Source organism: Pseudomonas sp. PHC1 (genome assembly GCF_046487845.1).
Classification (GTDB): Bacteria; Pseudomonadota; Gammaproteobacteria; order Pseudomonadales; family Pseudomonadaceae; genus Aquipseudomonas; species Aquipseudomonas sputi.
In genome coordinates, this window is the sequence record NZ_JBJXHJ010000005.1 from 222,813 (window position 1) to 249,133 (window position 26,321).

General features: G+C 60.7%; 21 protein-coding genes. 10 read left to right on the forward strand and 11 right to left on the reverse strand.

The features are described from left to right. Window positions 1–118: 118 nt before the first annotated feature. The 3 genes from ACKJSM_RS09895 (at window position 119) to yjiA (ending at window position 3,459) form a co-directional block, all read left to right on the forward strand. Window positions 119–2,185, forward strand: coding sequence for a carbon starvation CstA family protein (locus ACKJSM_RS09895; RefSeq protein ID WP_236180408.1), 2,067 nt, complete (start codon window positions 119–121; stop codon window positions 2,183–2,185). A gap of 15 nt (window positions 2,186–2,200) precedes the next feature. Next, the gene (locus tag ACKJSM_RS09900) at window positions 2,201–2,398 is read left to right on the forward strand and encodes a YbdD/YjiX family protein (protein WP_003228401.1); all 198 of its coding nucleotides are present in this window, start codon (window positions 2,201–2,203) and stop codon (window positions 2,396–2,398) included. 89 nt (window positions 2,399–2,487) lie between these two features. After that, window positions 2,488–3,459, forward strand: a complete 972-nt coding sequence (gene yjiA, locus ACKJSM_RS09905) for a GTPase (RefSeq protein ID WP_236180410.1) — start codon at window positions 2,488–2,490, stop codon at window positions 3,457–3,459. A gap of 13 nt (window positions 3,460–3,472) precedes the next feature. On the opposite strand, the gene ACKJSM_RS09910 is transcribed toward yjiA, so the two are convergent. From ACKJSM_RS09910 to ACKJSM_RS09930, 5 genes are all read right to left on the reverse strand, one after another. Beyond that, window positions 3,473–4,168, reverse strand: a complete 696-nt coding sequence (locus tag ACKJSM_RS09910; RefSeq protein ID WP_410237329.1) for a GntR family transcriptional regulator — start codon at window positions 4,166–4,168, stop codon at window positions 3,473–3,475. A 24-nt stretch (window positions 4,169–4,192) separates the two neighbouring features. After that, window positions 4,193–4,897 (reverse strand): FadR/GntR family transcriptional regulator, encoded by a 705-nt coding sequence (locus tag ACKJSM_RS09915; protein WP_410237330.1) that lies wholly within the window; start codon window positions 4,895–4,897, stop codon window positions 4,193–4,195. Between the two features lie 49 nt (window positions 4,898–4,946). After that, window positions 4,947–6,260: a C4-dicarboxylate transporter DctA gene (locus tag ACKJSM_RS09920; protein WP_236180416.1), complete on the reverse strand. Its 1,314-nt coding sequence runs from the start codon at window positions 6,258–6,260 to the stop codon at window positions 4,947–4,949. Window positions 6,261–6,539: 279 nt separating this feature from the next. Further along, the gene (gene glyA, locus ACKJSM_RS09925) at window positions 6,540–7,793 is read right to left on the reverse strand and encodes a serine hydroxymethyltransferase (RefSeq protein WP_217830075.1); all 1,254 of its coding nucleotides are present in this window, start codon (window positions 7,791–7,793) and stop codon (window positions 6,540–6,542) included. Window positions 7,794–8,033: 240 nt separating this feature from the next. Continuing rightward, a complete protein-coding gene (locus ACKJSM_RS09930; RefSeq protein WP_236180418.1) occupies window positions 8,034–11,882 on the reverse strand; it encodes an EAL domain-containing protein in 3,849 nt (1,282 codons plus the stop codon). A 276-nt stretch (window positions 11,883–12,158) separates the two neighbouring features. Here ACKJSM_RS09930 and ettA point away from each other — a divergent pair, with 276 nt between their 5' ends. Both ettA and gdhA read left to right on the forward strand, forming a co-directional pair. After that, window positions 12,159–13,823, forward strand: a complete 1,665-nt coding sequence (gene ettA, locus ACKJSM_RS09935; protein ID WP_011336021.1) for an energy-dependent translational throttle protein EttA — start codon at window positions 12,159–12,161, stop codon at window positions 13,821–13,823. Between the two features lie 191 nt (window positions 13,824–14,014). Beyond that, window positions 14,015–15,352, forward strand: coding sequence for an NADP-specific glutamate dehydrogenase (gdhA, locus tag ACKJSM_RS09940; RefSeq protein WP_410237331.1), 1,338 nt, complete (start codon window positions 14,015–14,017; stop codon window positions 15,350–15,352). Here gdhA and ACKJSM_RS09945 read toward each other — a convergent pair. From ACKJSM_RS09945 to ACKJSM_RS09960, 4 genes are all read right to left on the reverse strand, one after another. Further along, entirely contained in the window at window positions 15,349–15,843 is a 495-nt protein-coding gene (locus ACKJSM_RS09945; protein ID WP_410237332.1) for a GreA/GreB family elongation factor, read from the reverse strand. The two genes, gdhA and ACKJSM_RS09945, sit on opposite strands and share 4 nt — an antisense overlap. A 70-nt stretch (window positions 15,844–15,913) precedes the next feature. Further along, window positions 15,914–16,270, reverse strand: coding sequence for a hypothetical protein (locus ACKJSM_RS09950; protein WP_339488188.1), 357 nt, complete (start codon window positions 16,268–16,270; stop codon window positions 15,914–15,916). Window positions 16,271–16,354: 84 nt separating this feature from the next. Further along, window positions 16,355–18,208 (reverse strand): DUF4105 domain-containing protein, encoded by a 1,854-nt coding sequence (locus ACKJSM_RS09955; RefSeq protein WP_339488185.1) that lies wholly within the window; start codon window positions 18,206–18,208, stop codon window positions 16,355–16,357. Between the two features lie 92 nt (window positions 18,209–18,300). Next, window positions 18,301–18,789 carry a DUF3015 domain-containing protein gene (locus ACKJSM_RS09960; protein WP_007950971.1) on the reverse strand — a complete coding sequence of 163 codons (489 nt, stop codon included), beginning with the start codon at window positions 18,787–18,789 and terminating at the stop codon, window positions 18,301–18,303. Between the two features lie 416 nt (window positions 18,790–19,205). On the opposite strand from ACKJSM_RS09960, the gene ACKJSM_RS09965 reads away from it, so the two are divergent. Further along, window positions 19,206–21,644, forward strand: a complete 2,439-nt coding sequence (locus ACKJSM_RS09965; RefSeq protein WP_410237333.1) for a Lon protease family protein — start codon at window positions 19,206–19,208, stop codon at window positions 21,642–21,644. A 243-nt stretch (window positions 21,645–21,887) separates the two neighbouring features. Beyond that, window positions 21,888–22,217 (forward strand): hypothetical protein, encoded by a 330-nt coding sequence (locus tag ACKJSM_RS09970; protein WP_007950969.1) that lies wholly within the window; start codon window positions 21,888–21,890, stop codon window positions 22,215–22,217. Between the two features lie 19 nt (window positions 22,218–22,236). Here ACKJSM_RS09970 and ACKJSM_RS09975 read toward each other — a convergent pair whose 3' ends face one another. Next, complete coding sequence (locus tag ACKJSM_RS09975; RefSeq protein ID WP_410237334.1) at window positions 22,237–24,066, reverse strand: hypothetical protein; 1,830 nt, start codon at window positions 24,064–24,066, stop codon at window positions 22,237–22,239. A 162-nt stretch (window positions 24,067–24,228) separates the two neighbouring features. Here ACKJSM_RS09975 and ACKJSM_RS09980 point away from each other — a divergent pair, with 162 nt between their 5' ends. The 3 genes from ACKJSM_RS09980 to ACKJSM_RS09990 all read left to right on the forward strand — a co-directional run bounded on the left by ACKJSM_RS09980 (window position 24,229) and on the right by ACKJSM_RS09990 (window position 25,902). Then, window positions 24,229–24,717 carry a TIGR00645 family protein gene (locus ACKJSM_RS09980; protein WP_007950967.1) on the forward strand — a complete coding sequence of 163 codons (489 nt, stop codon included), beginning with the start codon at window positions 24,229–24,231 and terminating at the stop codon, window positions 24,715–24,717. A 135-nt stretch (window positions 24,718–24,852) separates the two neighbouring features. Then, entirely contained in the window at window positions 24,853–25,158 is a 306-nt protein-coding gene (locus ACKJSM_RS09985) for a DUF6482 family protein (protein WP_410237335.1), read from the forward strand. Window positions 25,159–25,284: 126 nt separating this feature from the next. Further along, entirely contained in the window at window positions 25,285–25,902 is a 618-nt protein-coding gene (locus ACKJSM_RS09990; protein ID WP_236182026.1) for an FKBP-type peptidyl-prolyl cis-trans isomerase, read from the forward strand. Window positions 25,903–25,951: 49 nt separating this feature from the next. Here the strand turns inward: ACKJSM_RS09990 and ACKJSM_RS09995 are convergent, their stop codons facing one another. Beyond that, on the reverse strand, window positions 25,952–26,209 hold the full coding sequence (locus ACKJSM_RS09995) for a hypothetical protein (protein WP_007950964.1): 258 nt from the start codon (window positions 26,207–26,209) through the stop codon (window positions 25,952–25,954). Window positions 26,210–26,321 lie beyond the last annotated feature (112 nt).

The following is a 26,321-nucleotide window of genomic DNA, read 5'->3' on the forward strand; positions in this document are numbered from 1 at the left end:
GGCGGGGTGTTGCCAATGAATGGACTGTCTAGACCAATGTCGGGGTATGGCCTTTGCCGCCAACAACGCTAAACTCGGGGTGGCTGTCTTTCTTGTCCACCCTGGCTGGAATAATAAAATGAAAAATAATAATAGCCTGCTACGCCACTTACCCTGGCTGCTGCTGGCAATCGTAGGAGCGTGCGCCCTGGGCGTAGTGGCATTGCGCCGAGGCGAGGCGATCAACGCCTTGTGGATTGTGGTCGCCGCCGTGGCCATCTATCTGGTCGCGTACCGTTACTACAGTCTGTTCATCGCTAACAATGTGATGCAACTCGATCCGCGTCGGGCCACCCCCGCCGTGCTCAACAACGACGGTCTGGATTACGTTCCAACCAACAAACACATTCTCTTCGGTCACCACTTCGCGGCCATCGCCGGCGCAGGGCCGCTGGTCGGTCCGGTTCTGGCGGCGCAGATGGGCTATCTGCCCGGTACGCTGTGGCTGATCGCCGGTGTGGTGCTGGCAGGCGCGGTGCAGGACTTCATGGTCCTGTTCATGTCGACCCGTCGCAACGGCCGCTCCCTGGGCGACATGGTGCGTGAAGAAATGGGCCGCATCCCCGGCACCATCGCCCTGTTCGGCTGCTTCCTGATCATGATCATCATCCTCGCGGTGCTGGCGTTGATCGTGGTCAAGGCCCTGGCTGAAAGCCCGTGGGGCATCTTCACCGTGATGGCGACCATCCCGATCGCGATGTTCATGGGCATCTACATGCGCTACATCCGTCCGGGCCGAATCGGCGAGATCTCGGTCATCGGCGTGTTGCTGCTGCTCGGTTCGATCTGGCTGGGCGGGCAGATCGCCGCCGATCCGGTCTGGGCCAAAGCCTTCAGCTTCACCGGCGTGCAGATCACCTGGATGCTGATCGGTTATGGCTTTGTCGCTGCCGTGCTCCCGGTGTGGCTGATCCTTGCCCCGCGTGACTACCTCTCTACCTTCCTCAAGATCGGTACCATCGTCGCCCTGGCGATCGGCATCCTGGTGACCATGCCCGAGCTGAAAATGCCGGCGCTGACCCAGTTCGTCGACGGCACCGGCCCGGTGTGGAAGGGCGGTCTGTTCCCGTTCCTGTTCATCACCATCGCTTGCGGTGCGGTATCCGGTTTCCACGCGCTGATCTCCTCCGGGACCACGCCGAAGCTGCTGGATAACGAAACCAACGCCCGTTACATCGGTTACGGCGGCATGCTCATGGAATCGTTCGTGGCCATCATGGCCATGGTCGCGGCCTCGGTGATCGAGCCAGGCGTGTACTTCGCCATGAACAGCCCGGCCGCCGTGGTCGGCGGTGACGTGGTGGCTGTGGCAACCGCGGTCAGTAACTGGGGCTTTGCAATTACCCCGGAAGCCCTGCAAGCCGTGGCGCATGACATCGGCGAAACCACCATTCTGGCCCGTGCCGGTGGTGCGCCGACCCTGGCGGTCGGTATCGCGCAGATCCTGCACAGTGTCCTGCCGGGTGAAAACACCATGGCGTTCTGGTACCACTTCGCGATCCTGTTCGAAGCGCTGTTCATCCTGACTGCTGTGGACGCCGGCACCCGTGCCGGGCGCTTCATGCTGCAGGACCTGCTCGGCTCCTTCGTACCGGCACTCAAGCGTACCGAATCCTGGACCGCCAACCTGATCGCCACTGCCGGTTGTGTGGCGATGTGGGGCTGGTTGCTGTATCAGGGCGTGATCGATCCGCTGGGGGGTATCAACACCTTGTGGCCGCTGTTCGGTATCTCCAACCAGATGCTGGCCGGTATCGCGCTGATGCTCGGCACCGTGGTCCTGATCAAGATGAAGCGCCAGCGCTACATCTGGGTCACCCTGTTGCCGGCCACCTGGCTGCTGATCTGCACCACGACTGCGGGCTTCATCAAGCTGTTCGACGCCAACCCGGCGATCGGCTTCCTGTCGCTGGCCAAGAAGTACAGTGATGCACTGGCCAACGGTCAGGTGCTGGCGCCGGCCAAGAGCGTCGAGCAGATGCAGCACGTGATCTTCAACGCCTACACCAACGCAACACTGACCGCGCTGTTCCTGTTCGTGGTATTCAGCATCCTGTTCTATGCGCTCAAGGTCGGCATCGCCGCCTGGGGCAAAAAAGAGCGTACGGACAAAGAATCGCCATTCCAGGCCCTGCCGGACGCGTAACCAGAGGATTGCAGCATGTTCAATGACCTGAGTCGCCTCGGTAAATACCTCGGTCAGGCCGCGCGCCTGATGGTCGGCATGCCCGACTACGACACCTACGTCGAGCATATGCAGACCAAACACCCGGACAAACCGGTGATGAGCTACGAGATGTTCTTTCGTGAACGTCAGGAAGCCCGTTACGGTGGCAAGGGTGGGCCGAAGTGCTGCTGAGCCGCTGATCGCGGTTCATCAGAGATGAGGTGGGAGCAGGTCTTTCGGCCTGCTCCCATTTTTATTTGTGCAATTGAAGGAGATCGAGTTTGTCTTCTCCCATCCCGGTCACGGTGCTCAGCGGTTTCCTCGGCGCCGGCAAGACCACCTTGCTGCGCCATCTGTTGAAAGCCGAGCACGGCCTGAAAATCGCCGTGATCGAAAACGAATTCAGTGACGCCGGTATCGACACCCAACTGCTGGGCGACGAACCGGTGCAAGTCATGACCCTGGCCAACGGCTGCGTCTGCTGCACCATCCACACCGACCTGACCAAGGCCCTGTATCTGCTGCTAGAACGGCTGGACAGCGGCGAAATCGCTTTCGATCGCTTGGTCATCGAATGCACGGGTCTGGCCGATCCGGCCCCGGTGGCACAGACTTTTTTCATCGACGAAGAACTGCGCGAGCGTTACCTGCTCGACGGCATCATCACCCTGGTGGACGCCGCTCATGCCGAGCTGCACCTGACCCAGACCATTGCCCAGGCGCAGATCGGTTTTGCCGACCGCCTGCTGGTGAGCAAGACCGATCTGGTGGATGAGGCTGCGTTCACCGCGCTCAGCGAACGTCTGACCCGCATCAATCGCCGTGCACCGATCCGCGTGGTCGAGCACGGCAATATCGATCTGGCCGAATTGCTCGATGTGCGCGGCTTCAACCTGAATGCCGATCTCGGCGGCGGGGTGAGCCTGCGACCGGTGAGCAAGGCGCCGTCCATTGACCGGATTTCCAGCCTCGTACTGCGTACCGATCAGCCGCTGGATATCGATCAGCTCAGCGAGTTCATGAATCAATTGCTCGAAGAGCACGGCAAGCAATTGCTGCGCTACAAAGGCGTGCTGAACATTGCCGGTGAAGACCGGCGGCTGGTGTTTCAGGGCGTGCTGAAACTCTACGGCTTCGACTGGGACACCGAGTGGGCCGAGGGCGAGGCGCGGGAAAGCGTGATCGTGTTTATCGCCGACGATTTGCCGGAAGAAAAAATCCGGGCGGGGTTTGCCAGGGTGGCGGCGAACTGAGTCCGCCGCGCCTTCAGTGGGTGGAGCCGCTGAGAATCGTCTGCTCCAGATGATCCAGGTGACGGTTCATCAGCGACACCGCCTCGTCGGCGTCATCACGCTCGATCGCCCCGACGATCCGGGCGTGATCCTGCCAGCCGCAACAGCTGTGTGTGGTTTCAGTGCATCGCGCAATCGCCAGTGACGTCAGCGGCACCAGCGTGCCGAGAAAGTGCGCCAACGGTGCATTCCGCGCCATTTTCGCCAACTGCAAATGGAACTCTCCGGACAGGCGAATCGCTGCGCCGCGTCGATCTTTATCCACCGCCTGACGCTCACGTTCGATCAACGCTCGCAGGCGCTTCAAATCTTCAGCCTGCGCGTGCTGACAAGCCAGCCGCACCAGTGTGTTCTCGGCCAGCCGCCGGGCGTGCAGGGCCTGACGTGTCTGCTCGGCGTCCGGCGCGGCCACGCGTGGTCGGTGGTTGGCCCGCAGCACGATGATCTGCTCATGGGACAGTTGGGTCAGCACCCGACGTACATCGGCGCGGCTGACGCCGAACATCTGCTTGAGACTGTCTTCGGTAAAACGACTGGCGGCATCCAGGCGCTGTTCGAGGATTGCGTCGAGCAGGCGTGGATACAGATCGTCCACCGGCGCCTGCAGGCGGGAGAAGGGCAGGGCCGCCGAGGTCGGGCGAGGGTGCGACGGCGTGGCAAGACTGTTCATGGCCGGTCTCCAGTGTGAGGCGTTTCAGTGGCTCAGGTTGTCATCCGGAATATTCAGTTCGATGCCCATGCGCTGGCCTTCACGCAGGATGTGCCGGCGCATTTCGGCGCTGGCCTGGGCGCTGTTCTTGCTGCGGATCGCGCGCACCACGGCTTCGTTTTCCTCAAGGCGTTCGGCCAGGTGCTCCGGCGAATTGCGCAGCACTTCGGCGCTTTGCTTCAGAGCATTGCTGGTCTGTTGCACCACGCTCTGGAAAATCGGATTCGAGGTCAGGGTGAACAGTTCTTCGTGGAAGGCGATGTAGGCATTGACGCCAGCCTCGCTGTCGCCGGCGTCGAGGGCTTCGCGCATGTCCATCAGCGTCAGGCGCAACTGCCCGACTTCCTTGCTGCTGATCGATTGCGCCACCAGGCCGACGATGAACGGCTCGAGGGTGTAGCGCAGTTGCAGCACGTCTTCGAGGCTGGCGCCGGCTACCGCGCTGTCATGGCTTTGACTGTCACTGGCCTGGGCGTCGAGGACCACCACGCCTTTGCCCGGCATCGAGCGCACCAGGCCGAGGGTTTCCAGCACGATCACCGCTTCACGCAGGCTCGGGCGGCTGATGCCCAGTTGTTCGGCCAGTTCACGCTGACCCGGCAGCATCTCGCCGGAGCGCCACTGACCACGGGCCAGCGCGGCCCGGAGTTTTTCTACCACTGAGTTGACGACGGTTGATGACGTAATCACGTGTTCGCTCCATGAGCCGTGCCTGCATTGGCGCAGGCACGGCGCTCATTCAGAATTCTTTGGCCGCCGCTTGAGCGACCGTTTTTCTCGGCTGAAAGTTATAGCCCTGCTCGCCGTTGAGCACTTTGTTCGCCCGCTGCACGTCGATGTCCTTTTCCCAGCGGGCGATCGCCACGGTGGCGACGCAGTTGCCGATCAGGTTGGTCAGCGCCCGGCCGATGCCCATGAACCAGTCCACTGCCAGTACCAGCACCAGACCGACCACCGGAATTGCCGGGATGGCCGTCAGCGTGGCCGCCAGAATCACCAGCGCCGACCCCGGAATGCCGTGGGCGCCTTTCGAGGTAATCAGCGACACCAGCAAAATCGTCAGCAGATCGGTCATGGCCAGTGGTGTGCCAGTGGCGTTGGCGATAAACACGATGGCCAGGGTCAGGTAGATCGAAAAACCGTCGAGGTTGAACGAGTAACCGGTGGGAATCACCAGGCCGACAGTCGAGCTGCCGATGCCCAGATGTTCGAGCTTGCGCATGATCTGCGGCAGCACGGCATCGGAGGACGCAGTGCCCATGACGATCAGCAGTTCTTCACGCAGGTACTTGAGCAGCGGCCACATGCGCAGGCCGGAGAGACGCATCACCAGACCGAGAATCAGCGCGACGAAGGCGATGCAGGTCAGGTAGAACAACCCGACCAGGCTGCCCAGGTGTTGCAGGGAATCGAGGCCATATTTGCTGGTGGTGAAGGCGATGGCGCCGAACACGCCAATCGGTGCCAGACGCACGATCATGCCCATGATGCGGAAGATCACATGGCTCAGTTCGTTGATCAGCCGCGAGATCCCGGAAGCGGCTTCGCCCACCAGATTCAACGCGCTGCCGAACAGCACCGAGAACAACAGCACTTGCAGGATGTTGTTGTCGGCAAAGGCGCCGAGCACCGAAGTCGGGATCAGGTCCATCAGGAACTGGGTGGTGGTGTGCATGTGCTGACCGCGTTCGGCGATGTCGCCCATGTCGGCGGCGGACAGTTGCTCCAGATGAATATTGGCGCCGCTACCGATGCCGGTGGTGAAGGCGAACACCAGACCGATTACCAGGGCGATGGTGGTCAGCACTTCGAAGTAGATCACCGACTTGAGGCCGATTCGACCGACCTTCTTCAGGTCGCCCGCGCCACTGATGCCGCTGACCACCACGCAAAACACGATCAGGCCGATGAGCATCTTGATCAGTTTGATGAAACCGTCGCCGAGCGGCTTGAGCTGGGCCGAGTATTCAGGAAGGGTCAGCCCGCAGACGATGCCGAGCACCAGTCCGAGAACCACTTGGAGGAAGATTGAACGCGAGCACCATCTGAGCATGGGAGGAATCCTGGTCGGTGTCCTGGCTGCCGTGCGCGGAGCGCATCAGATTCAGGACTTAATTATTGTGGTCTTACCGGTATGTCCAGTGCGGGTGCAGTCTAGGCGCTGTTTTTTGTCAATCGCAAGTGAAAAGTGACGAATTGGCATGACCGGTCTGACCAGTTGGGCGCCATGCCCCGGTCTTGAGCCATTTGGTGTTCAAAACTTTTTGACGGACGAAAAAAAAACCGGCCAATCACTTGGCCGGTTTTTCATGCTGCGGTTTTAACGTCGCAATTAAGCGCCGTATACCGGCAGTTTCTTGCAGATGGCTTTGACTTTCTCACGAACGGCGTCGATCACCGCTTCGTTGTTCAGGTCTGCCAGGATGTCGCAGATCCAGCCAGCCAGCTCTTTGCACTCAGCCTCTTTGAAGCCGCGAGTGGTCACAGCCGGAGTACCGAAGCGCAGGCCGGAAGTGACGAACGGGGAGCGTGGGTCGTTTGGCACGGAGTTCTTGTTCACGGTGATGAACGCTTTGCCCAGCGCGGCGTCGGCGTCTTTACCGGAGATTTCCTGCTTGATCAGCGACAGCAGGAACAGGTGGTTTTGAGTGCCGCCGGAAACCACGTCGAAACCGCGTTCGATGAACACGCCGGCCATGGCCTGGGCGTTTTTCACCACTTGTTGCTGGTAAGCCTTGAACTCAGGCTGCAGGGCTTCCTTGAAGCAGATCGCTTTGGCGGCGATCACGTGCTCCAGCGGGCCACCCTGGGCGCCCGGGAATACGGCGGAGTTCAGCTTCTTCTCGATGTCGGCGTTGGCCTTGGCCAGGATCAGGCCGCCACGTGGACCGCGCAGGGTCTTGTGGGTGGTGGTGGTCACGACGTCAGCGAATGGAACCGGGTTCGGGTAGACGCCAGCGGCGACCAGACCGGCCACGTGAGCCATGTCGACGAACAGGTAGGCACCCACCTTGTCGGCGATGGCGCGGAAACGCGGGAAGTCGAGGATCTGCGAGTAGGCAGAGAAACCGGCCACGATCATTTTCGGCTTGTGCTCGACCGCCAGGCGCTCGACTTCGTCGTAGTCGATCAGGCCGTTGGCGTCGATGCCGTACTGGATGGCGTTGTACAGCTTGCCGGAGGAGGAAACGCTGGCGCCGTGGGTCAGGTGACCGCCGTGGGCCAGGCTCATGCCCAGAATGGTGTCACCGGCCGACAGCAGGGCCAGGTAGACGGCGGCGTTGGCTTGCGAACCTGCGTGCGGCTGAACGTTGGCGTAGTCGGCGCCGAACAGCTCCTTGGCGCGGTCGATGGCCAGCTGTTCAACAACGTCGACGTACTCGCAACCACCGTAGTAGCGCTTGCCCGGGTAGCCTTCGGCGTACTTGTTGGTCAGAACCGAGCCTTGAGCTTCCATCACCGCTGGGCTGGTGTAGTTTTCCGAAGCGATCAGCTCGATGTGTTCTTCCTGGCGCTGGGCTTCTTGCTCCATGGCGGCAAAAAGATCGGCGTCGTACTTGGCAATAGTCAAATCACGGCTGAACATGGCGGTCCTCAAGGATCGGGGGCAGAAAAGGGGGGCATTCTAACCCAACGGGTTTTGGATGGCATATGAAACGACATCATGTCGCAGACAAGTGGCGTTCATGACCAGATATGTGGCGTCCGTGCCGGCCTTTTCGCTGACCAGCCGGTTCGCACAATAACCGAGGCCGGCCCTCGATTTTGTGATCGATATCAATCCCTTTGGGGGCGAGCTTGCTCGCGAAGATCGCGCCGCCGGTCTTCAGTCGAACATGAACAGCGCATCATTGCTGAACTGCGCCTCGAACCGTCCCGCCGGCATCGGCCGTCCGAACAGATAGCCCTGAACCTCGTCGCAGCCATGCTCGCGCAGGAAGTCCAGTTGCTCATGGGTTTCCACGCCCTCGGCGATGACCGCCAGATTCAGGCTGTGGGCCATGGCGATGATTGCCCGGGCGATCTGGGCGTCCTGCTCACCGGACGGCAGGCCGTCGACGAAGGTGCGGTCGATTTTCAGCACGTCGATCGGGAATTGCTTGAGGTAGTTCAGTGACGAGTAACCGGTGCCGAAGTCGTCGACCGCAATGCTCAGGCCAAGGTTCTTCAGACCGGCAAGGATTTGCATCGCCTCGCTGACTTCGCGCATCAGAATGCTTTCCGTCAGCTCCAGCTCCAGGCACGCCGGCGGCAGGCCGGTCTCGCGCAGGATCGTGGCGATCCGCGTGCCGAGCTGGCCGTCGGAGAACTGCCGCGCCGAGATGTTCACCGAGACTTTCGGTACGCGCACGCGGTTCTGGTGCCAGGTCTTGAGCTGACGACAGGCCTCGCTGATCACCCAGTCGCCGACGTCCACCACCAGCCCGAGCTCCTCGAGCACCGGGATGAAATCCCCCGGTGGGACCAATCCGCGACGGGGATGACGCCAGCGCAGCAGGGCTTCGGTGCCGGTCAGGCGTTTGCCGTCGCCACTGAACTGCGGTTGGTAATACAGCACGAATTCGTTCTGCTCCAGGGCGTGGCGCAGGTCGCTTTCCAGTTCCAGACGTTCCAGCGCACTGGCGTTCATGTCGGCCTGGTAGAACTGGAAGTTGTTCTTGCCGCGCTCCTTGGCGTGGTACATCGCGGTGTCGGCGTTTTTCATCAACTGGCTGAGTTCATTGCCGTCCTGCGGGCTCAGAGCGATCCCGATACTGGCGGTGACGAAGAACTCACGACCCTCCAGCACGAACGGTCGCACCAGGCTGCCCAGAATCTGCTCGGCCACGTGGATCGCGCGGTTCAGTGCCATTTCGCGGCTGGAGCGGTGTTGCAGCAGCAGGGTGAATTCGTCGCCGCCCATCCGCGCCACGGTGTCGTCATCGTCGACGCAGGCCAGCAGGCGCGTGGCCATGTCCTTGAGCATGCGGTCGCCGGCGGCGTGGCCGAGGGAGTCGTTGATCGGTTTGAAACGGTCGAGATCGAGGAACATCAGCACCACCCACGACTTCTGTCGTTCGGCCGATTGCAGCGCGGTGTGCAGGCGATCCTGGAACAGCGTGCGGTTTGGCAGATGGGTCAGGGCGTCGTAGTAGGCCAGGCGGTGAATCCGCTGCTCGCTGGCCTTGCGCTCGCTGATGTCGCTGAAGAAGCAGACGTAACTGGCCAGGTCGCCCTCGTCATCGAGCACGGCGGTGATGCCGACCCACGCCGGGTAGTGCTCGCCGTTGCGGCGCTTGAGCCAGACTTCGCCTTCCCAGGTGCTGTGCTGGTGCAACTGCTTGAGCACGTAGCGCAGGTGAGCGTCCTGCTGTTCGTCGACGGTCAGCATGTTCGGCAACTGGTCGAGCACTTCGCTCACTGCATAGCCGCTGACCCGGCTGAACGCCTCGTTGGCCTGGACGATATAACCGGCCGGGTCGGTGATCAGAATCGCCGAGGTCGAGTGCTCGAATACCGTGGCCGCCATGCGCAGGTCTTTTTCGGCGCGGCGCTGCTGGCTGATGTCGCGACCGACTCCGAGCACCCCTTCAAAGGCGCCATGTTCGTCCCACACCAGCACCAGACGCAGTTCGATCGGGATCTTGCGGCCGTCGGCGCGCAGGCAGTCGAACAGGAACATCTGGGTCTGCACCTGGCTGCGCAAAATCACCAGTTGCTCGGGTTTGCCCAGGGCTTTGCTGACGCGATCCATCAGGTGATAGATGCCGCTCAGTTGCTGCGGGTTGGCGATGGTCGATTGCCAGCCGTTCTGGAAAATCCATTCGGCGTCATAGCCCAGCACGGCCTGCACCGAGGGGCTGACGTAGTTCAGCGACAGCTGGCTGTCGGTGGAGAAAATCACGTCGCTGATGCTTTCGGCGAGCATCCGGTAGCGCTGCTCGCTGTCGCGCAGGGATTCGCTGGCTTCGATCTGCTCGGTGATGTCCTTGGCCACGCCGATGATCCGGGTGACCTGATCGTGCTTGTCCCGGGCCAGCGCCTGTTCGCGAATGTCAAAGCGCCGCCACTTGCCGTCGCGATGACGGAAGCGCAGCTGGCATTGCAGCAACTGGCTGTAACCGGCGTGACGCTGCATCTGCCGCGAGCGGTGGTAATAGTCGGCGTCTTCCGGGTGCAGGAGGATTTCCCAGAAATATTCGCCCATCTGATGCAGCTCGGTGCGGTTGTAACCCAGCGTCTGGCCGAGGTGGTGGTTGCTGAAAATCATCCGCTGGCTGATCACGTCCTGCACATACAGATGATCCGGCACGGTACGCACCACGTCCGACCAGAAGCCTTCGCGCTCCAGCAGCGACAGTTCGATCAGCTTGCGGCTGGTGATGTCGTTGATGCTCAGGATCACGGCCTTGTAGTCGTGTTGCTCCTGGGGCAGGCGCAGCACCAGCCACAGGTGCTGGTCGCGGCCATTGATGTCCGGCAGTTTGATTTCCAGTTCCAGCTGCTTTTGCTGCTGGAGCACGGCGTCGAGTACCTGGTTGCCGATGGCGCACTGACTGTGCGGCTGACCGTCGATCAACAGTTGCCAGGCGTGGTCGCAGGAATTGACGTTGAGCAGTTGCAGCGCGACCTGGTTGACCTCGGTGACCCGCAGTTCGTGGAGCAATTGCTGGCGCTGCGCGGGTTGATCGAGCCAGGCCTTGAGCTGATCGCTGGTCTGGATCTGGGCTCTCTCGAAAATCTGCTTGAGCCCCGAAAGATCCAGCACACACAACGCCACGCCGGTGCCTTCGAAAATATCCTGATAACGCCGACGCCCTTCATGTACCTGACGCTGACGGCGGCGCATGTTGAGCAGCGCGATGAACGGCAGCAGCGAAAGCGCCAAGCCCAACAGGCATTTGCCGATGAACGCCGGCAGCAGTTGTTCCAGCACATGCTGGCGGTCGAACAGGCCTCGCAGTTGCCAGTCGCTGCTGCTCAGCGGCACGGTCAGCACACTGTTGGCCAGATCGTCCGGGGTCAGGACGCTGGTGCTGCCGATGGGCATCGCTTCGTCGCGACTGATGATCTGATGGTTGATGCGATTTTCCACCAGCCATAGAGGACGGATACCGGTTTCGCCCTGTTTGGTCAGTGCACTGAAGAAGGTGGGTGTCAGCCGCAGTGCCCAGTATCCGCGAGTGCTGCCACTGGCCTGATGCAGCAGCAGATGCACCACCGAGCCGTCGTCGGCGTTGCTGAAGTAATGCGCCTGAGCACGACTGCGGCGCACCAGATCGCTGAGGTAATCGGCGTCGTGGCTGTCAGCGGCGCTGTCGCTGAGGATTTTTCCGGACGGGCTGAGCAGGGCCAGGCTGCGCAGGTCGGGCAGTGATTTCTGAAGTTTGCGCAGCAGCGCCTGCTGTTCGTCGGCTGACTGGGGTTGTTCGACGATCGGTAGCAGATTGAGGGCGATCTGCGCGTTCAACGCCATGTTCAGACTGACCTGCGCGGCGAGGTCGGCGGTGTAGTCAATGGTGTATTGGCGCTGGTTTTTCTGGGTTTCGCGCAGTTGATCGAGCAGTTGCCAGAACAGCAGCGCCAGCAGCATCAGCACCAGCGTCGCCAGTGCGCCTTTCAAGGTTCCGCGCAGGGACGAGCCGGGCGCCGGTTGGGTGCTGCTCACAGAAGCGGGCGGAGTGACATTGGACAAGCTGTAATCCTGCGGTCTGGCTGGACTGGCGCGACGTGCACTATAAGCCGGACGCCCAAGGGGCGGCTAGCATGCCTTGAGTCGTGGCGAAGTGCCAGCCCCACTCGGCTGGACTGCCTTCCGTCATTAAGGTAGCTTTGCCGGTTACGCGGGAGCGTTCCAGCTCCTAGACTTTCCGCGCGCACGCATTGATATCTTCCAGTGAACGACGCGCACGGTCTGGCCGGGCATCGCCTGTGTCCCAATCATTCATCAGTCACTGACCCAAGGTTCTCCATGGCTCAATACGTCTTCACCATGCATCGGCTGGGCAAAGTTGTTCCGCCGAAGCGGGAAATCCTGAAAAACATTTCTCTGTCTTTCTTCCCTGGCGCCAAGATCGGCGTGCTCGGCCTCAACGGTTCGGGTAAATCCACGCTGCTGAAAATCATGGCCGGCGTCGACACCGAGTTCGAAGGCGAAGCGCGTCCGATGCCGGACCTGAACATCGGTTATCTGCCGCAAGAGCCGCAACTGGATCCGACCAAGACCGTGCGTGAAGTGGTCGAGGAAGCGGTCAGCGTGATCAAGGATGCCCAGGCGCGTCTGGACGAGGTCTACGCTGCCTACGCCGACCCGGATGCCGACTTCGACAAGCTGGCCGCCGAACAGGCCAAGCTCGAAGCGATCCTGCAGGCCAGCGACGGCCACAACCTGGAGCGCCAGCTGGAAGTCGCCGCCGATGCGCTGCGTCTGCCGGCCTGGGACGCCAGGGTCGAACACCTGTCCGGTGGTGAAAAACGCCGTGTGGCCCTGTGCCGTCTGCTGCTGTCCGCCCCGGACATGCTGTTGCTCGACGAACCGACCAACCACCTGGACGCCGACTCCGTTGCCTGGCTCGAACACTTCCTGCATGACTTCCCGGGCACTGTGGTAGCGATCACGCACGACCGTTACTTCCTGGACAACGTCGCCGGCTGGATTCTGGAACTCGACCGCGGCGCGGGCATTCCTTACGAGGGCAACTATTCGGGCTGGCTGGAAGCCAAGTCCGATCGTCTGGCCCAGGAATCCAAGCAGCAATCGGCCCACGAAAAAGCCATGAAGGAAGAACTGGAGTGGGTGCGCAAAGGCGCCAAGGCCCGCCAGTCGAAATCCAAGGCTCGTCTGCAACGCTTCGAAGAAATGCAGTCGCAGGAGTTCCAGAAGCGTTCGGAAACCAACGAGATCTACATCCCGGCCGGTCCGCGCCTGGGCGACAAGGTCATCGAATTCAAGAACGTCACCAAGGGCTACGGCGATCGCGTGCTGATCGACAACCTGTCGTTCTCCATGCCCAAAGGCGCCATCGTCGGCGTGATCGGCGGTAACGGTGCCGGTAAGTCGACCCTGTTCCGCATGCTGATGGGCAAGGAAACCCCGGACTCCGGCAGCATCGAGATCGGCGAAACCGTGCAACTGGCCTGCGTGGATCAGAGCCGTGAAGACCTGGACGGCAGCAAGACCGTGTTCCAGCAGATCTCCGACGGTTCCGACCAGATCCGCATCGGCAACTACGAGATCCCGTCGCGCACCTACGTCGGTCGCTTCAACTTCAAGGGCGGCGATCAGCAGAAGTTCGTCAAGGACCTGTCCGGTGGTGAGCGCGGTCGTCTGCACCTGGCGCTGACCCTGAAGGAGGGCGGCAACGTCCTGCTGCTCGACGAACCGTCCAACGACCTCGACGTTGAAACCCTGCGTTCCCTGGAAGAAGCCCTGCTGGACTTCCCGGGCGCCGCCATTGTGATCTCTCACGATCGGTGGTTCCTTGACCGTGTCGCGACCCACATCCTGGCGTACGAAGACGACTCGCAAGCGGTATTCTTCGAAGGCAACTACACCGAGTACGAAGCCGATCGCAAAAAGCGCCTCGGCGAAGCAGCGGCCCAGCCACACCGGGTACGCCACAAGAAACTGGCCTGATTACGGGTGGTGGCATGAAAAAGCGGAGCCTTCGGGTTCCGCTTTTTTTGCCTGCAATTCGGGCTGATTTATAGCGTGTGTACTATTTGTTTTCATAAATGCGACATTTTTGTCTGTTGCTGTGTACAGGTCGTTTGTTACAGTCCGGCTCAATCTCCTCCAACGACAACAAATTTGCCGAGCCTTTTCCCATGATCGAATCCGTCGAATCCTTCCTCGCCCGTCTGAAAAAACGCGATCCGGATCAACCCGAATTCCACCAGGCCGTCGAAGAAGTCCTGCGCAGCCTGTGGCCGTTTCTCGAAGCCAATCCGCACTATCTGACCTCGGGGATTCTGGAGCGCATCTGCGAGCCGGAGCGGGCGGTGGTGTTCCGGGTGTCGTGGGTCGACGATCAGGGCAAGGTTCAGGTCAATCGCGGTTTCCGCATCCAGATGAACAGCGCCATCGGCCCATACAAGGGCGGTTTGCGCTTCCATCCTTCGGTGAATATGGGCGTGCTGAAATTCCTCGCCTTCGAACAGACCTTCAAGAACTCCCTGACCTCCCTGCCCATGGGCGGCGGCAAGGGCGGTTCGGACTTCGATCCGAAGGGCAGGAGCGACGCTGAAGTCATGCGTTTCTGCCAGGCATTCATGAGCGAGTTGTACCGGCACATCGGTGCCGATGTGGACGTGCCGGCCGGTGATATCGGTGTCGGCGCGCGGGAGATCGGTTTCCTGTTCGGCCAGTACAAGCGCCTGAGCAACCAGTTCACCAGCGTGCTGACCGGCAAGGGCGTGACCTACGGCGGCAGCCTGATCCGCCCGGAAGCCACCGGTTTCGGTTGCGTTTATTTTGCCGAGGAAATGCTCAAGCGCCGTGAGCAGACCGTCGAAGGCAAACGCGTGGCGATCTCCGGTTCCGGCAACGTTGCGCAATACGCCGCTCGCAAAGTGATGGACCTGGGCGGCAAGGTGATTTCCCTGTCTGACTCCGAAGGCACGCTGTATTGCGAGGCAGGCCTGAGCGAAGAGCAGTGGCTGGCGCTGCTTGAACTGAAAAACGTCAAGCGCGGACGGATCCGCGAATTGGCGGCGACGTTCGGCCTGGAGTTTCGCGCCGGTCAATTGCCATGGTCGTTGCCGTGCGACATCGCGCTGCCGTGCGCCACCCAGAACGAACTCGACGCCGAAGCCGCCCGCACCTTGCTGCGCAACGGCTGCATCTGCGTGGCCGAGGGCGCGAATATGCCGACCACCCTCGAGGCGGTGGATATCTTTATCGAGGCCGGGATTCTGTTTGCGCCGGGCAAGGCCTCGAATGCCGGCGGCGTGGCGGTCAGCGGTCTGGAGATGTCGCAGAACGCCATGCGCCTGTTGTGGACGAGCGGTGAAGTGGACAGCAAACTGCACGGGATCATGCAGTCGATCCACCACGCCTGCGTGCATTACGGAGAGGAAAACGGCCGGATCAACTACGTCAAAGGCGCGAACATCGCCGGCTTCGTCAAGGTTGCCGACGCGATGCTCGCCCAAGGCGTTGTTTAAGAACGTTCTATGCGGATCACTTCAATCAGTTGATCGCCGGCCGGACGCTGCCACAGCACTTCGTCGTTGAGCCGCGCGCCAAGCAGCGCACGGCCCAGCGGTGAGGCCCAGTTGATCAGGCCGTTGGCGGCATCGGCCTGATCTTCGCCGACCAGTTGCACCCGGCGCTCGGTGTCGTGTTCATCGGCGTAGGTTACCCAACTGCCGATCTGCACCTTGTCGTTCGACGTCGGGGCGGGCGCGACCTGGGCGCTGGCGACCCGTTGATTGAAATAACGCAAATCCCGTTCGAGATCGGCCAGTCGTTGTTTGTCGGCCTGTTCGCCCTTGGCCGACTGTTCGGTGTGCAGGCTTTGCAGTTCGGCGACTTTCGCCTGCAACTGGGCAAGCCCTTGCGGCGTGACGTAGTTGGGCTGGGTGCTGACCTGCCGTTCGACCGGCTGATCGGCTTGCGCAGCGGCGTTGTCTTCGTTGACGAAAGCGCGACTCATGGTGGGCTCCTGTTATAGCCGTTGGGCCATGTTCGCAGGCAAAAGGTTTCGCTGGATGTCTGGAAGCGACCTACTGCGAACGATAAGCCCGCGCGGCGCCCTGATCCTTCTCCTGCTGCCAGGCGCGCTCGCGTTCGTCCCAGTGCTCGTTGCGGTACTGTTCGCGATCCTTGTTTTCCAGCATCGCCTGGCATTGGCGGAAGCCGTCGCTCCAGCCTTCGGCGTATTGCTTGTCCTTGAGATAGCGCGGCACGTTCTTGCGAAACTCGCCGCTGATTGAGCCGGCCGCCTGACGACCGCTGATGCAACCGTCATCGAAACCGTCGGCGAACGCCGGTGGATAACCCTTGGCAATCAGGTCTTCGTGGGTGCTCTGACAGCCACCCAGCAACAGCAACACGCCCGTAAAAACCGCACACCGCCACATCACGCTCTCCCGCGCCGTCACACGGCTGATAGGGAAAGTCTAGAAGCGGATTCGTCGATGGGGCGTGAAAGAAAGATCAAAACCTCAGTAGTGATACCACTTCACTTCCAGCATCACCTCGGTCTGCGGTGTGGCCAGATGGCTGAACTCGCGCTGGGCACTCAGACGCAGGCCGAGGTTGCGCGACAATTCCCACTGCTGATTCAGACTCAGGCTGCGGCGCACTTCACCATTGAAGAAGTAATCGCCTTTGGCCTCCAGGCTGAGATTGCCCAACGGGTTTTTCCACAACACGCCGGTATTGAAACCGCCTGCGGGGGAAACGAACTCGGCGAAATCATTGTTGTGTTCAACGCGCACCGTGCCGAGGGCAAACCCCAGCACATCGTCACCCAGCGCCCAGGTTCCGCCACCGCCACCGTTGACATGGCTGACCAGGGTTTCGTCGTCATGCTTGCCCGGCACACGTTCAAGACCACCGGTGACTTGCCACGACAGCGGCTGCAACAGCGCATTGCGCGGGGTCAGCGAGCGGATGGTCGCCAGATCCAGCTGCTGGAATTGCCAGTGATTGCCTTCGTACTGGCGCAACTTCATCTGCAGGATTTCGATCTGCGCACCGAGCGGGAAACTCTCGGCGTTGTCGTTGAGGTCGTGATAGGCCATGCGCAAGCCGTACTCGCCGAACGCGCGGTCACCGCGGGTGCCGAGACCGGCCTGCCAGGTGCGCGATTCATGGCCGTCTTCGGGCAGGCCCGGCTGCGGGATTTGCAGCTCCGGTGCCGGGTTCTTGTTGATCGCCCGCAGCAGTTCGAAACTGCGCTGTGCACGCTGTGGATCACGCTCCTGGCCGTTGGCGCGGTAGCGCTCCAGGCGATATGCCGCGTCGACGATCAGCGCTTGGCGATCCCGGGGCAGGGCCTTGAAGGCCGGGGCCTGAAGCTGCTGCTGATCGGCGCTGACCTTCAGCACCCAGTCCTGTTCTTCGCCGCTCAAGGGTTCGGCACGGCTGAGCAGTTCGCGCTCGCGGGACGGACGGTATTCGATGTGCTCGACCAGCCCGGCTTCCTTCACTGCTTTGACGGTGTCGGTGGGGATGGCGGTCAGCGGGAATTGCTCGGTCAGACGCAGGCTCGGGCGCGCGACCTGCAACAGTTCGAGCAGGCGATAGGAGCAGTTTTCATCGAAGAAGAAGTAGTCGAACTGGATCTGCTTCAACTCCCATACGTGCTCGACCATCCGCGCGGTTTCGGCTTGCGTCAGGTTGAGCCGGTATTCCCACAGGTCGCGGTTTTCCAGGCTGCGGTATTCCGAGAGTTTTTCCTGATACGGCACCAGCGCGAACAGCCCCGGATAACCACCCATCAAGCCTTTCCAGGCGTAAAGAATGCTGTTGTCAGAACCTTCGATGTAGGCGCCGAAGTTGATCGCGTAACTGAGCAGCGAAGTCTTGTCGCTTTGCACGTCGGCCTGGTCGATGCGCAGCAGGGTGTGGCCGAACATCGACGACGGGCTGTTGAGGTAGGCCGCCGGGAAAATCATCACTGCGCTGTGTGGTGAGACGTCCTTGAACCACTTCTTGAATTCGGCGCAGTCCGGCGTCGGCAGGTCAGTCAGGTTGAGCTGATCCTTCAGCCAACGGGTACGTGCCGGGTAAACGCACTGGGCGTGTTGTTCACCGAGACTCGCCGGGGCGTACAGCGCCTGGACGGTAGCGGCCAGTTCGTGGTCGGGGTGCTCGTTGCCATCGGGGGCGAGGAAGAATTTTTTGTCGCTGACATAGCTGCGCCAGCCACCGAGCTTGGCAGTTTCGTAATGACCGAGGGAAATCCAGAAGCGGTCGTTGGCCAGTTGCTGCAAACGTTGAGGGTCGATGTGGGGCGCGGCGGACAGCGGGGCGCAGACACACAGCGCCAGCCAGGCAAGGCGTTTGAGCATAAATGGCAACTTAAGTCGAAAAGAAACAAAGCCCAGGAAGGGCGGGCCGAAAAAATAAAACCCGCTTCCCGAAAGAAGCGGGTGAGTCGAGCTTAAGCCTGAGTCGCGTACTTGGCCAGACGTGGGTCTGCCTTCAGAACGGCCAGGGTGTTGGTATGCACGTCTTCGGCGGTCACGTCCGCCTTGCTGAAGATCTGCTGGAAGTGCTCGTGAGTGACGGCGGCGAAGTGCGCACGATCTTCCGGCGCCACGCCCAATACCACGGCATAGGTCGTCAGCGCTTCGCCGTTGCCTTTTGCCATGTCTTCGGACAGCTCGTTCATCATGCCATTCATGGCAAACCAGGATTTGCCGCCATAGGTCAGCGAAGCGTTGGTGGAGCAACCGTTGGTGCCGGACGTCATGCCGAACGTGGCGTTACCGGAGGTGCCGTTGGTGGTGGAGGCCAGGAAGTGCGCCGGGGTGCCACGCTGACCTTCGAACAGCATGTTGCCCCAACCGCAATCCGGACCGCCTGGAGCTTGCGCCATTGCGTTGATCGATACAGCGGTGAAGAGAGTACCGAGAAGAATCCGTTTCATAGCTTTGTTCTCTTTATGTGCATACCAATGGACAGGGTTCTGGCCGGCTCTAAACGTAAGCTGCCTGCGCGACGATCATGCTGCGTTGAAAACAGGCTCGGAATGCTCATGTAGGCCCCTACACTCCGCTTCCTCGCCTGTTTTCGCCTTGCCTGATCGCCGCTCGGCGAGCTTACGTTCAGAGCCAAACGAAGCCAGTGGGCCGGTATTCGTTCCAGCCGCGCAGTTTGGAGTTTAGGCACGTTCCGAGGGTTCCGTGAGTTTTTGCACAATATTTGGAATAAACCCCGGTTTCAGGGGGTGGGGCCGCGAGCAGGGCGGTTGTCTATGCTTTGTGGTGTGGCGCGCCTTGCCAGTGGGGCTCGGGCAGCGCCAGAATGCCGCTATCTGCCCCGCCTGATTGTTAAGGAAGCCCGATGCCTGATCCTGTTGCTGCCAGCTTGCGTCTAGCGCCCGAAGCGCTGACCCGTCCGTTTTCCGCTGAACAGTTCAGCTTCACTACCACCAATGATCTGGAGCCCTTTCGCGGTGTGCTTGGCCAGGAACGTGCGGTCGAAGCCTTGCAGTTCGGTGTGGCCATGCCACGCCCCGGTTACAACGTATTCGTCATGGGCGAGCCCGGCACCGGCCGGTTCTCGTTCGTCAAACGCTACCTGAAGGCCGAAGGCAAACGCCTGCAGACCCCGGCGGACTGGGTCTACGTCAACAATTTCGATGAACCGCGCGAGCCCCGCGCCCTGGAATTGCCGTCGGGCACGGCCGGTGCTTTCATCGGCGACATCAACGGCCTGATCGACAACCTGCTGGCGACCTTTCCTGCGGTGTTCGAACACCCGTCCTACCAGCAGAAGAAGAGCGCCATCGACCGCGCCTTCAACCAGCGCTACGACAAGGCTCTGGATGTCATCGAACGTCTGGCCCTGGAAAAAGACGTCGCCCTGTATCGCGACAGCAGCAACATCGCCTTCACCCCGATGCTCGAAGGCAAGGCGCTGGATGAAGCCGAGTTTGCCCAGTTGCCTGAAGCCGAGCGCGAACGCTTTCACGACGATATCTCCGGTCTCGAAGAACGCCTGAACGAAGAATTGGCGAGCCTGCCGCAATGGAAGCGCGAATCGAGCAACCAACTGCGTCAGCTCAACGAAGAAACCATCACCCTGGCCTTGCAGCCATTGCTCGCACCGCTGTCGGAAGAGTACGCGGAAAACGCGGCCGTCTGTGGTTACCTGCAAGCGATGCAGGTCTATCTGCTGAAAACCGTGGTCGAGCAACTGGTCGATGACAGCAAGACCGACGCCGTCGCGCGCAAGCTGCTGGAAGAACAGTACGCCCCGAGCCTAGTGGTCGGTCATCCGGCCAGCGGCGGTGCGCCGGTGGTGTTCGAGCCGCATCCGACCTACGAAAACCTGTTCGGCCGTATCGAGTACACCACCGATCAGGGCGCGCTCTACACCACCTATCGCCAGTTGCGCCCGGGTGCACTGCACCGCGCAAACGGCGGTTTCCTGATTCTCGAAGCGGAAAAAATGCTCGGCGAGCCGTTCGTATGGGATGCGCTCAAGCGCGCCCTGCAATCGCGCAAGCTGAAGATGGAATCGCCGCTGGGCGAGATGGGCCGTTTCGCCACCATGACGCTCAACCCACAGCACATTCCGCTGCAGGTCAAAGTGATCATCATCGGTGCGCGTCAGCTGTATTACACGCTGCAGGACCTCGATCCGGACTTTCAGGAGATGTTCCGCGTTCTGGTGGACTTCGACGAAGACATCCCGATGGGCGACGAGAGCCTGGAGCAGTTCGCCCAGTTGCTGAAAACCCGCACTTCGGAAGAAGGCATGGCGCCGCTGACCGCCGACGCGGTGGCGCGTCTGGCGACCTACAGCGCGCGTCTGGCCGAACATCAGGGGCGTTTGTCGGCACGAATCGGCGATTTGTTCCAGCTGGTCAGCGAGGCGGATTTCATCCGGCAGCTGGCCAACGATGAAATGACCGACGCCGGCCACATCGAGCGTGCCCTGAAGGCCAAGGCCACCCGCACCGGTCGGGTATCGGCGCGGATTCTCGACGACATGCTGGCGGGGATCATCCTGATCGACACCGACGGCGCGGCGGTCGGCAAGTGCAATGGCCTGACCGTGCTGGAAGTCGGCGACTCGGCGTTTGGTGTGCCGGCGCGGATTTCCGCCACGGTGTACCCGGGCGGCAGCGGCATCGTCGACATCGAGCGCGAGGTCAACCTCGGTCAGCCGATCCACTCCAAGGGCGTGATGATCCTTACCGGGTATCTGGGCAGCCGTTACGCCCAGGAATTTCCGCTGGCGATTTCCGCGAGCATTGCGCTGGAGCAGTCCTACGGCTACGTCGATGGCGACAGTGCGTCGCTGGGCGAGGCGTGCACGCTGATCTCGGCGTTGTCGAAAACCCCGCTCAAGCAGTGCTTCGCGATCACCGGCTCGATCAACCAGTTCGGTGAAGTGCAGGCGGTGGGCGGGGTCAACGAGAAGATCGAAGGCTTCTTCCGTCTCTGCGAAGCACGCGGGCTGACGGGCGAGCAGGGCGCGATCATCCCGCAGGCCAACGTTGCCACGCTGATGCTTGATGAAAAAGTGCTGGCGGCGGTGCGGGCCGGGCAGTTCCACGTTTACGCGGTGCGTCAGGCCGACGAAGCGTTGAGTCTGCTGGTGGGCGAGCCGGCCGGTGAGCCGAACGAACAGGGCGAATTCCCGGAAGGCAGCGTCAATGCGCGGGTGGTGGAGCGCCTGCGGGTGATTGCCGAGATGATCAGCGAAGAAGACTTGAAAGAAGCCGAGAAGGAACTGGCGCAGGAGGCGCTGGCCGAGGCCAAACCGGCGTAAGTCAGGCGGCCGTTAAAAAAGTGGGAGCCTTGTGCTCCCATTTTGTTTTGTCGCGAACGTCGGCAAAAGTGCCATCACTCTGGCGTCAATATTCACACAATGACCATTCGGCGCCTTCTGGTTCTGTGCGGCTTGCGCACCGGACTTTTCTTCTATTCTCTGCTCAAGGACATCGACAGTATCACTGGATCGAAACAGCTCTTCAGCAAGGGCTGAACACCGGCTTTACCGAGGGTCGCCGCCATGTCGCGCAACCTCTGCCTCACCCGTCAATGCCTGGGTCTTGTGACCCGTATCGAATGCGCCATCAAGCCGTTGGCCGGCGATAACGGCATGTGGACGTTGCTCTTCGCCGCCGGCATGGCCGGTGAACAACCTTCCGCCATCAAGGCCCAGGGCCCGTTTCACGGGCCGATCGCCGCCGAGTCGATTCTCGACACCATTGTCGAAAGCCTGACGATGCACGGCTATGAGCTGGCCAATGACCCACAGATCTGGTCGTTGCATCTGCAGGCGCAGTTGCGGCAGATCAACGGTGGACGCGGACGCAGTATCGGCACTTTCGACCATTAGCGTCGATCACCAGTGCCGATCAGGGCGCAGCGCCCTGGGTCTGCGGCTTGTCGAGTTTGACCTCAAAGCCGTATTGCACGGTGGCGAGGTCGGTTCGCTGGTAGGTTTCCACGTGCGTCGGATGGCCGTAGAAATAATGCACGCCGAATAACGCCGGCCCTTCTGTGCTCGCATCGTGGCTGACCGACAGGATTCGCTTCAGGTAATTGCCGCTGTCGTCCTTGACGAAGAATCGCCATTCGTTGGCGGGGAATCGCTTCAAGTCCACCACGAGCGCGTTGTTTCTGATGTCCAGACCTTTTGGCAGGGCCTTGGCTTCATAGGCCTGTTTGTCCACCGTGGCCAGGAACAACGGCATCGAGCCGACGGCAATCGCCGGGGTTTCCGGGAACAGGTTCAGGTCGTAGGTGATGATCGCCTGTAGCGGATCGACCTGATACGCCTCAGGCGGCAGTTCGATCGGCTCGTCGAGTTTGCCGTCGTGTTTTTCAGTGAAGAACGTCACCGGGCTTTCGCCGGGGCTGAAGTCGTCGCCGAGCATTTCATCATTGAAGGTTCTGCGGTGGTCGAATTCGATGCGTGCGGCGCTCGGCTCTTCAACCGACTGGCGGATATGAACGCCGCTTTTGAGCTGTTCTTCAGTCAGGGACGCGCCCTTGAGCCAGTCGCGTGCCTGGTCATCGTAGACGGTGATCGGCAGGTCGAGCGGCTGCACGGTTTTTTCCGTGGTGTGCGGATTGAATTCGCGCACCGGCAAGTCCAGCGCCTTGCGGGTGACGGTCACTTCGGAAAAATCCAGCAGGCTGACTTCAAGGGTGTCGATCGGGCCGTTGAAGTACACCTTGGTGTAGTGGCGCGGATGCTGCTGTTCAAAGGCCTGTTGTTCATCGTCCAGCTTTTTTTCCAGTGCCTCGCTCCAGGCTTTTTGCTGTTGCAGGTAGGCCAGCTGCTTTTGATAGAAGGCCACCTGCTCGGGATTTTCGTTGATGGCGCCGGCGCGCACCAGAAACCGGCCCGTCGAATCGCGGGCCTGGACGATCAACGGATTGAGCCGGGTGTTGGCGACTTCCGGAGCGAGGGGCAACTGGTTGCTGAACTCGAGTTCGGCGTAATGCTTGTCCAGCTTCAGCAGGGTCACGCTGAGGTTGCCGTCGGAGCGCGTCTGGCCGACGTCCTTTTTATCCAGGTTGAAACTGTGCAGGCGTTTCGGTGCGATGACTTCCACCTGGCCTTGCAGGCTGACCGGGCGCGGCAGGTTCTTCTTGTCGACATTCAAGCCCTCGATGAACGGGTAAGTGACGGTCAGGTCATCGGGGTTGGTGACGTTGGAACTGGAAGGACTCAGTTGAATGCCCGGATCGGTTTCCGACCATTCCGGCTGGTAGGCAATCACCCGTTTGTTGCTCAGGGTAACCGAGTGCCACTCCATGCCATGGGGGAACAGAAAGCCGCCGGGGATGTTGAGATTGAAGGGGAACACCGGTTGCAGATCGGTGAGGTAATCGGAGCTGGAATCCTTGTGCAGCACAAACAGGCCGTTGATGAAGGTGTCGACCAGCGCCTGAGGTGTCGGGTAATGCCGGAGTACGCCGAGGGCGTCTTCGCCGTATTCGGTCCGGGGCGGTTTGTTGTCGAGCTTCTGTTGCGCGCGTTCGAGCAACAGCAGCGAACCGCCGAGTTCGGTCACGGCGTCCTTGAGTTTCGGGTCGGTAATGGCGTCCAGTGATTGCTCGAACTGCGCCGTCTTTTCTTCGAGACTGACGGCGGGTTTTTCATCGCCGGGCGAACACCCGCCGAGCAACAGGGCGAGGCAAATTCCGGCAGTCGTTATCGGCAATCGCACATCCATTTCCAGTCGTCCTGTGCACTGTCGCTGGGCTGTCAATGGTTTGGACACTAGCAGAAAAACTTTGACACACACACGCAGGTGGCGGATTTCCGGGCGGTTTCTGGCTGTCATGGGCGGCTGGTATACTCGCCGCCGATTTCAACCCTTCTTGTGTGAGAGTCAATGGAACGCTTTATCGAAAATGCAATGTACGCCACGCGCTGGCTGCTGGCGCCGATCTACATCGGGCTGTCCCTGGGGCTGCTGGCGCTGGCATTGAAATTCTTCCAGGAAGTGTTTCATGTCATTCCCAACGTCTTCTCCATGGCCGAGTCCGAGCTGATTCTGGTGCTGCTGTCGCTGATCGACATGGCGCTGGTCGGTGGCTTGCTGGTGATGGTGATGATTTCCGGCTACGAGAACTTCGTGTCCGAGCTGAACATCGATGAAGGCAAGGAGAAACTCAGCTGGCTGGGCACCATGGACTCTTCGTCGCTGAAGATGAAAGTGGCGGCGTCGATCGTGGCGATCTCCTCGATCCACCTGCTGCGGATCTTCATGGACGCCAAGAACGTCGATCCCGAGCACCTGATGTGGTACGTGATCATCCACATGACTTTCGTGATCTCTGCGTTCGCCATGGGGTATCTGGACAAGCTCACCAAGCACTGATGAGCTGTCGATTGCTGTAACAAAACCGCCCGTCTGTTGCGAAACAGACGGGCGGTGTCATTTGTGGCTTGTACTTTGTCCGGCCGAGGCATATCCCTGTAGGTCTCAAGGCTTGCCACCGCGTGAGGTGCGTTCATGAACCTGCAAGAGCTGAATGCGTTTGCCGTCGCCAGAAAGGTCGACGAACTGAACCTGATCTCCATGGAAGGCGGGATCTATCTGCTTGAGGCCCGGATGCATGGCGCGGCGTATCCGCTGAGCGATCCGCAGGGGAACCTGCTGATGCTGCGCTCGGTCGAGCATGCCCGTGATCTGCTGCATAACTTGCCGGTGCTGCCGTTCAACCTGGTGCACACCTCGGTGCACGATGAAATGTGCGGTCTTGGCGCCAGTGCCGAAGAAAGCCTGAAGGTGCCGCTGGCCTGGCGATCCGCACTGTAGGCCCCGGGGCCTGATCATTGCCGGAACATCTGTGCTAGTCTGCTCGCCCTTTTGGTTCCGGGCGCGCCGGGACGCGCTGTGTACGCACGGCGTGTTCCGAGGCCGTCCGCACAGCGGAGCAGTGTCATGTCCGAAGTAAATCTGTCCACCGACGAAACCCGCGTCAGCTACGGTATCGGCCGTCAGCTGGGTGACCAGCTGCGCGACAACCCGCCACCGGGTGTCAGCCTGGACGCCATCCTGGCCGGTCTGACCGACGCATTCGCCGGTAAGGAAAGCCGTGTAAGCCAGGACGCCATGTCCGCCAGCTTCAAGGTGATCCGCGAGATCATGCAGGCCGAAGCCGCTGCCAAAGCCGAAGCCGCCGCTGGCGAAGGCCGGGCATTCCTGGCGGAAAACGCCAAGAAAGAAGGCATCACCACGCTGGCATCCGGTCTGCAATTCGAAGTGCTGACTCAAGGTGAAGGCGCCAAGCCATCCCGTGAGGACACCGTGCGTACTCACTACCATGGCACGCTGATCGACGGCACTGTGTTCGACAGCTCCTACGAGCGTGGCCAGCCGGCTGAATTCCCGGTGGGTGGCGTTATCGCTGGCTGGACCGAAGCCCTGCAACTGATGAATGCCGGCAGCAAATGGCGTCTGTACGTGCCGAGCGAACTGGCCTACGGCGCTCAAGGCGTTGGCAGCATCCCGCCGCACAGTGTTCTGGTGTTCGACGTCGAGCTGCTCGACGTTCTGTAATCCCGTTACCCTGCACAAGCGTGGCTTGTGCAGGGTCTCTCAGTCTTTCTCATACTTCGATCTTGTTGTGCAGTTCACTGGTCGGGCGCAAGGCTCGGGCATAGCAGAACAGGAACAGATTGCGCACCAGCTCCTTGAGCACCAAGGGCTCGCTGGAACTCAGGCCGCTGACGTCCAGATCCCCTTGATCCTGCAACTCGTGCAGGGCTTCTTCTTCCAGTACGGCGCAGACTTCACCGGTTTCCCGATGCAGGATCCTGAGGTACGGGTGCGGGCGATCCAGCCAGGCGTCGATCAAATAAGTCATGGTTCTCATCTCCATTGAAAGGGTTTCAATGAGAATAATTCTTATTCGTCAAATAGCAAGCGCCTATTGGCGGTTTGTGATTTTTTGCGGGTAAAGATTGCGTAAGGTCAAA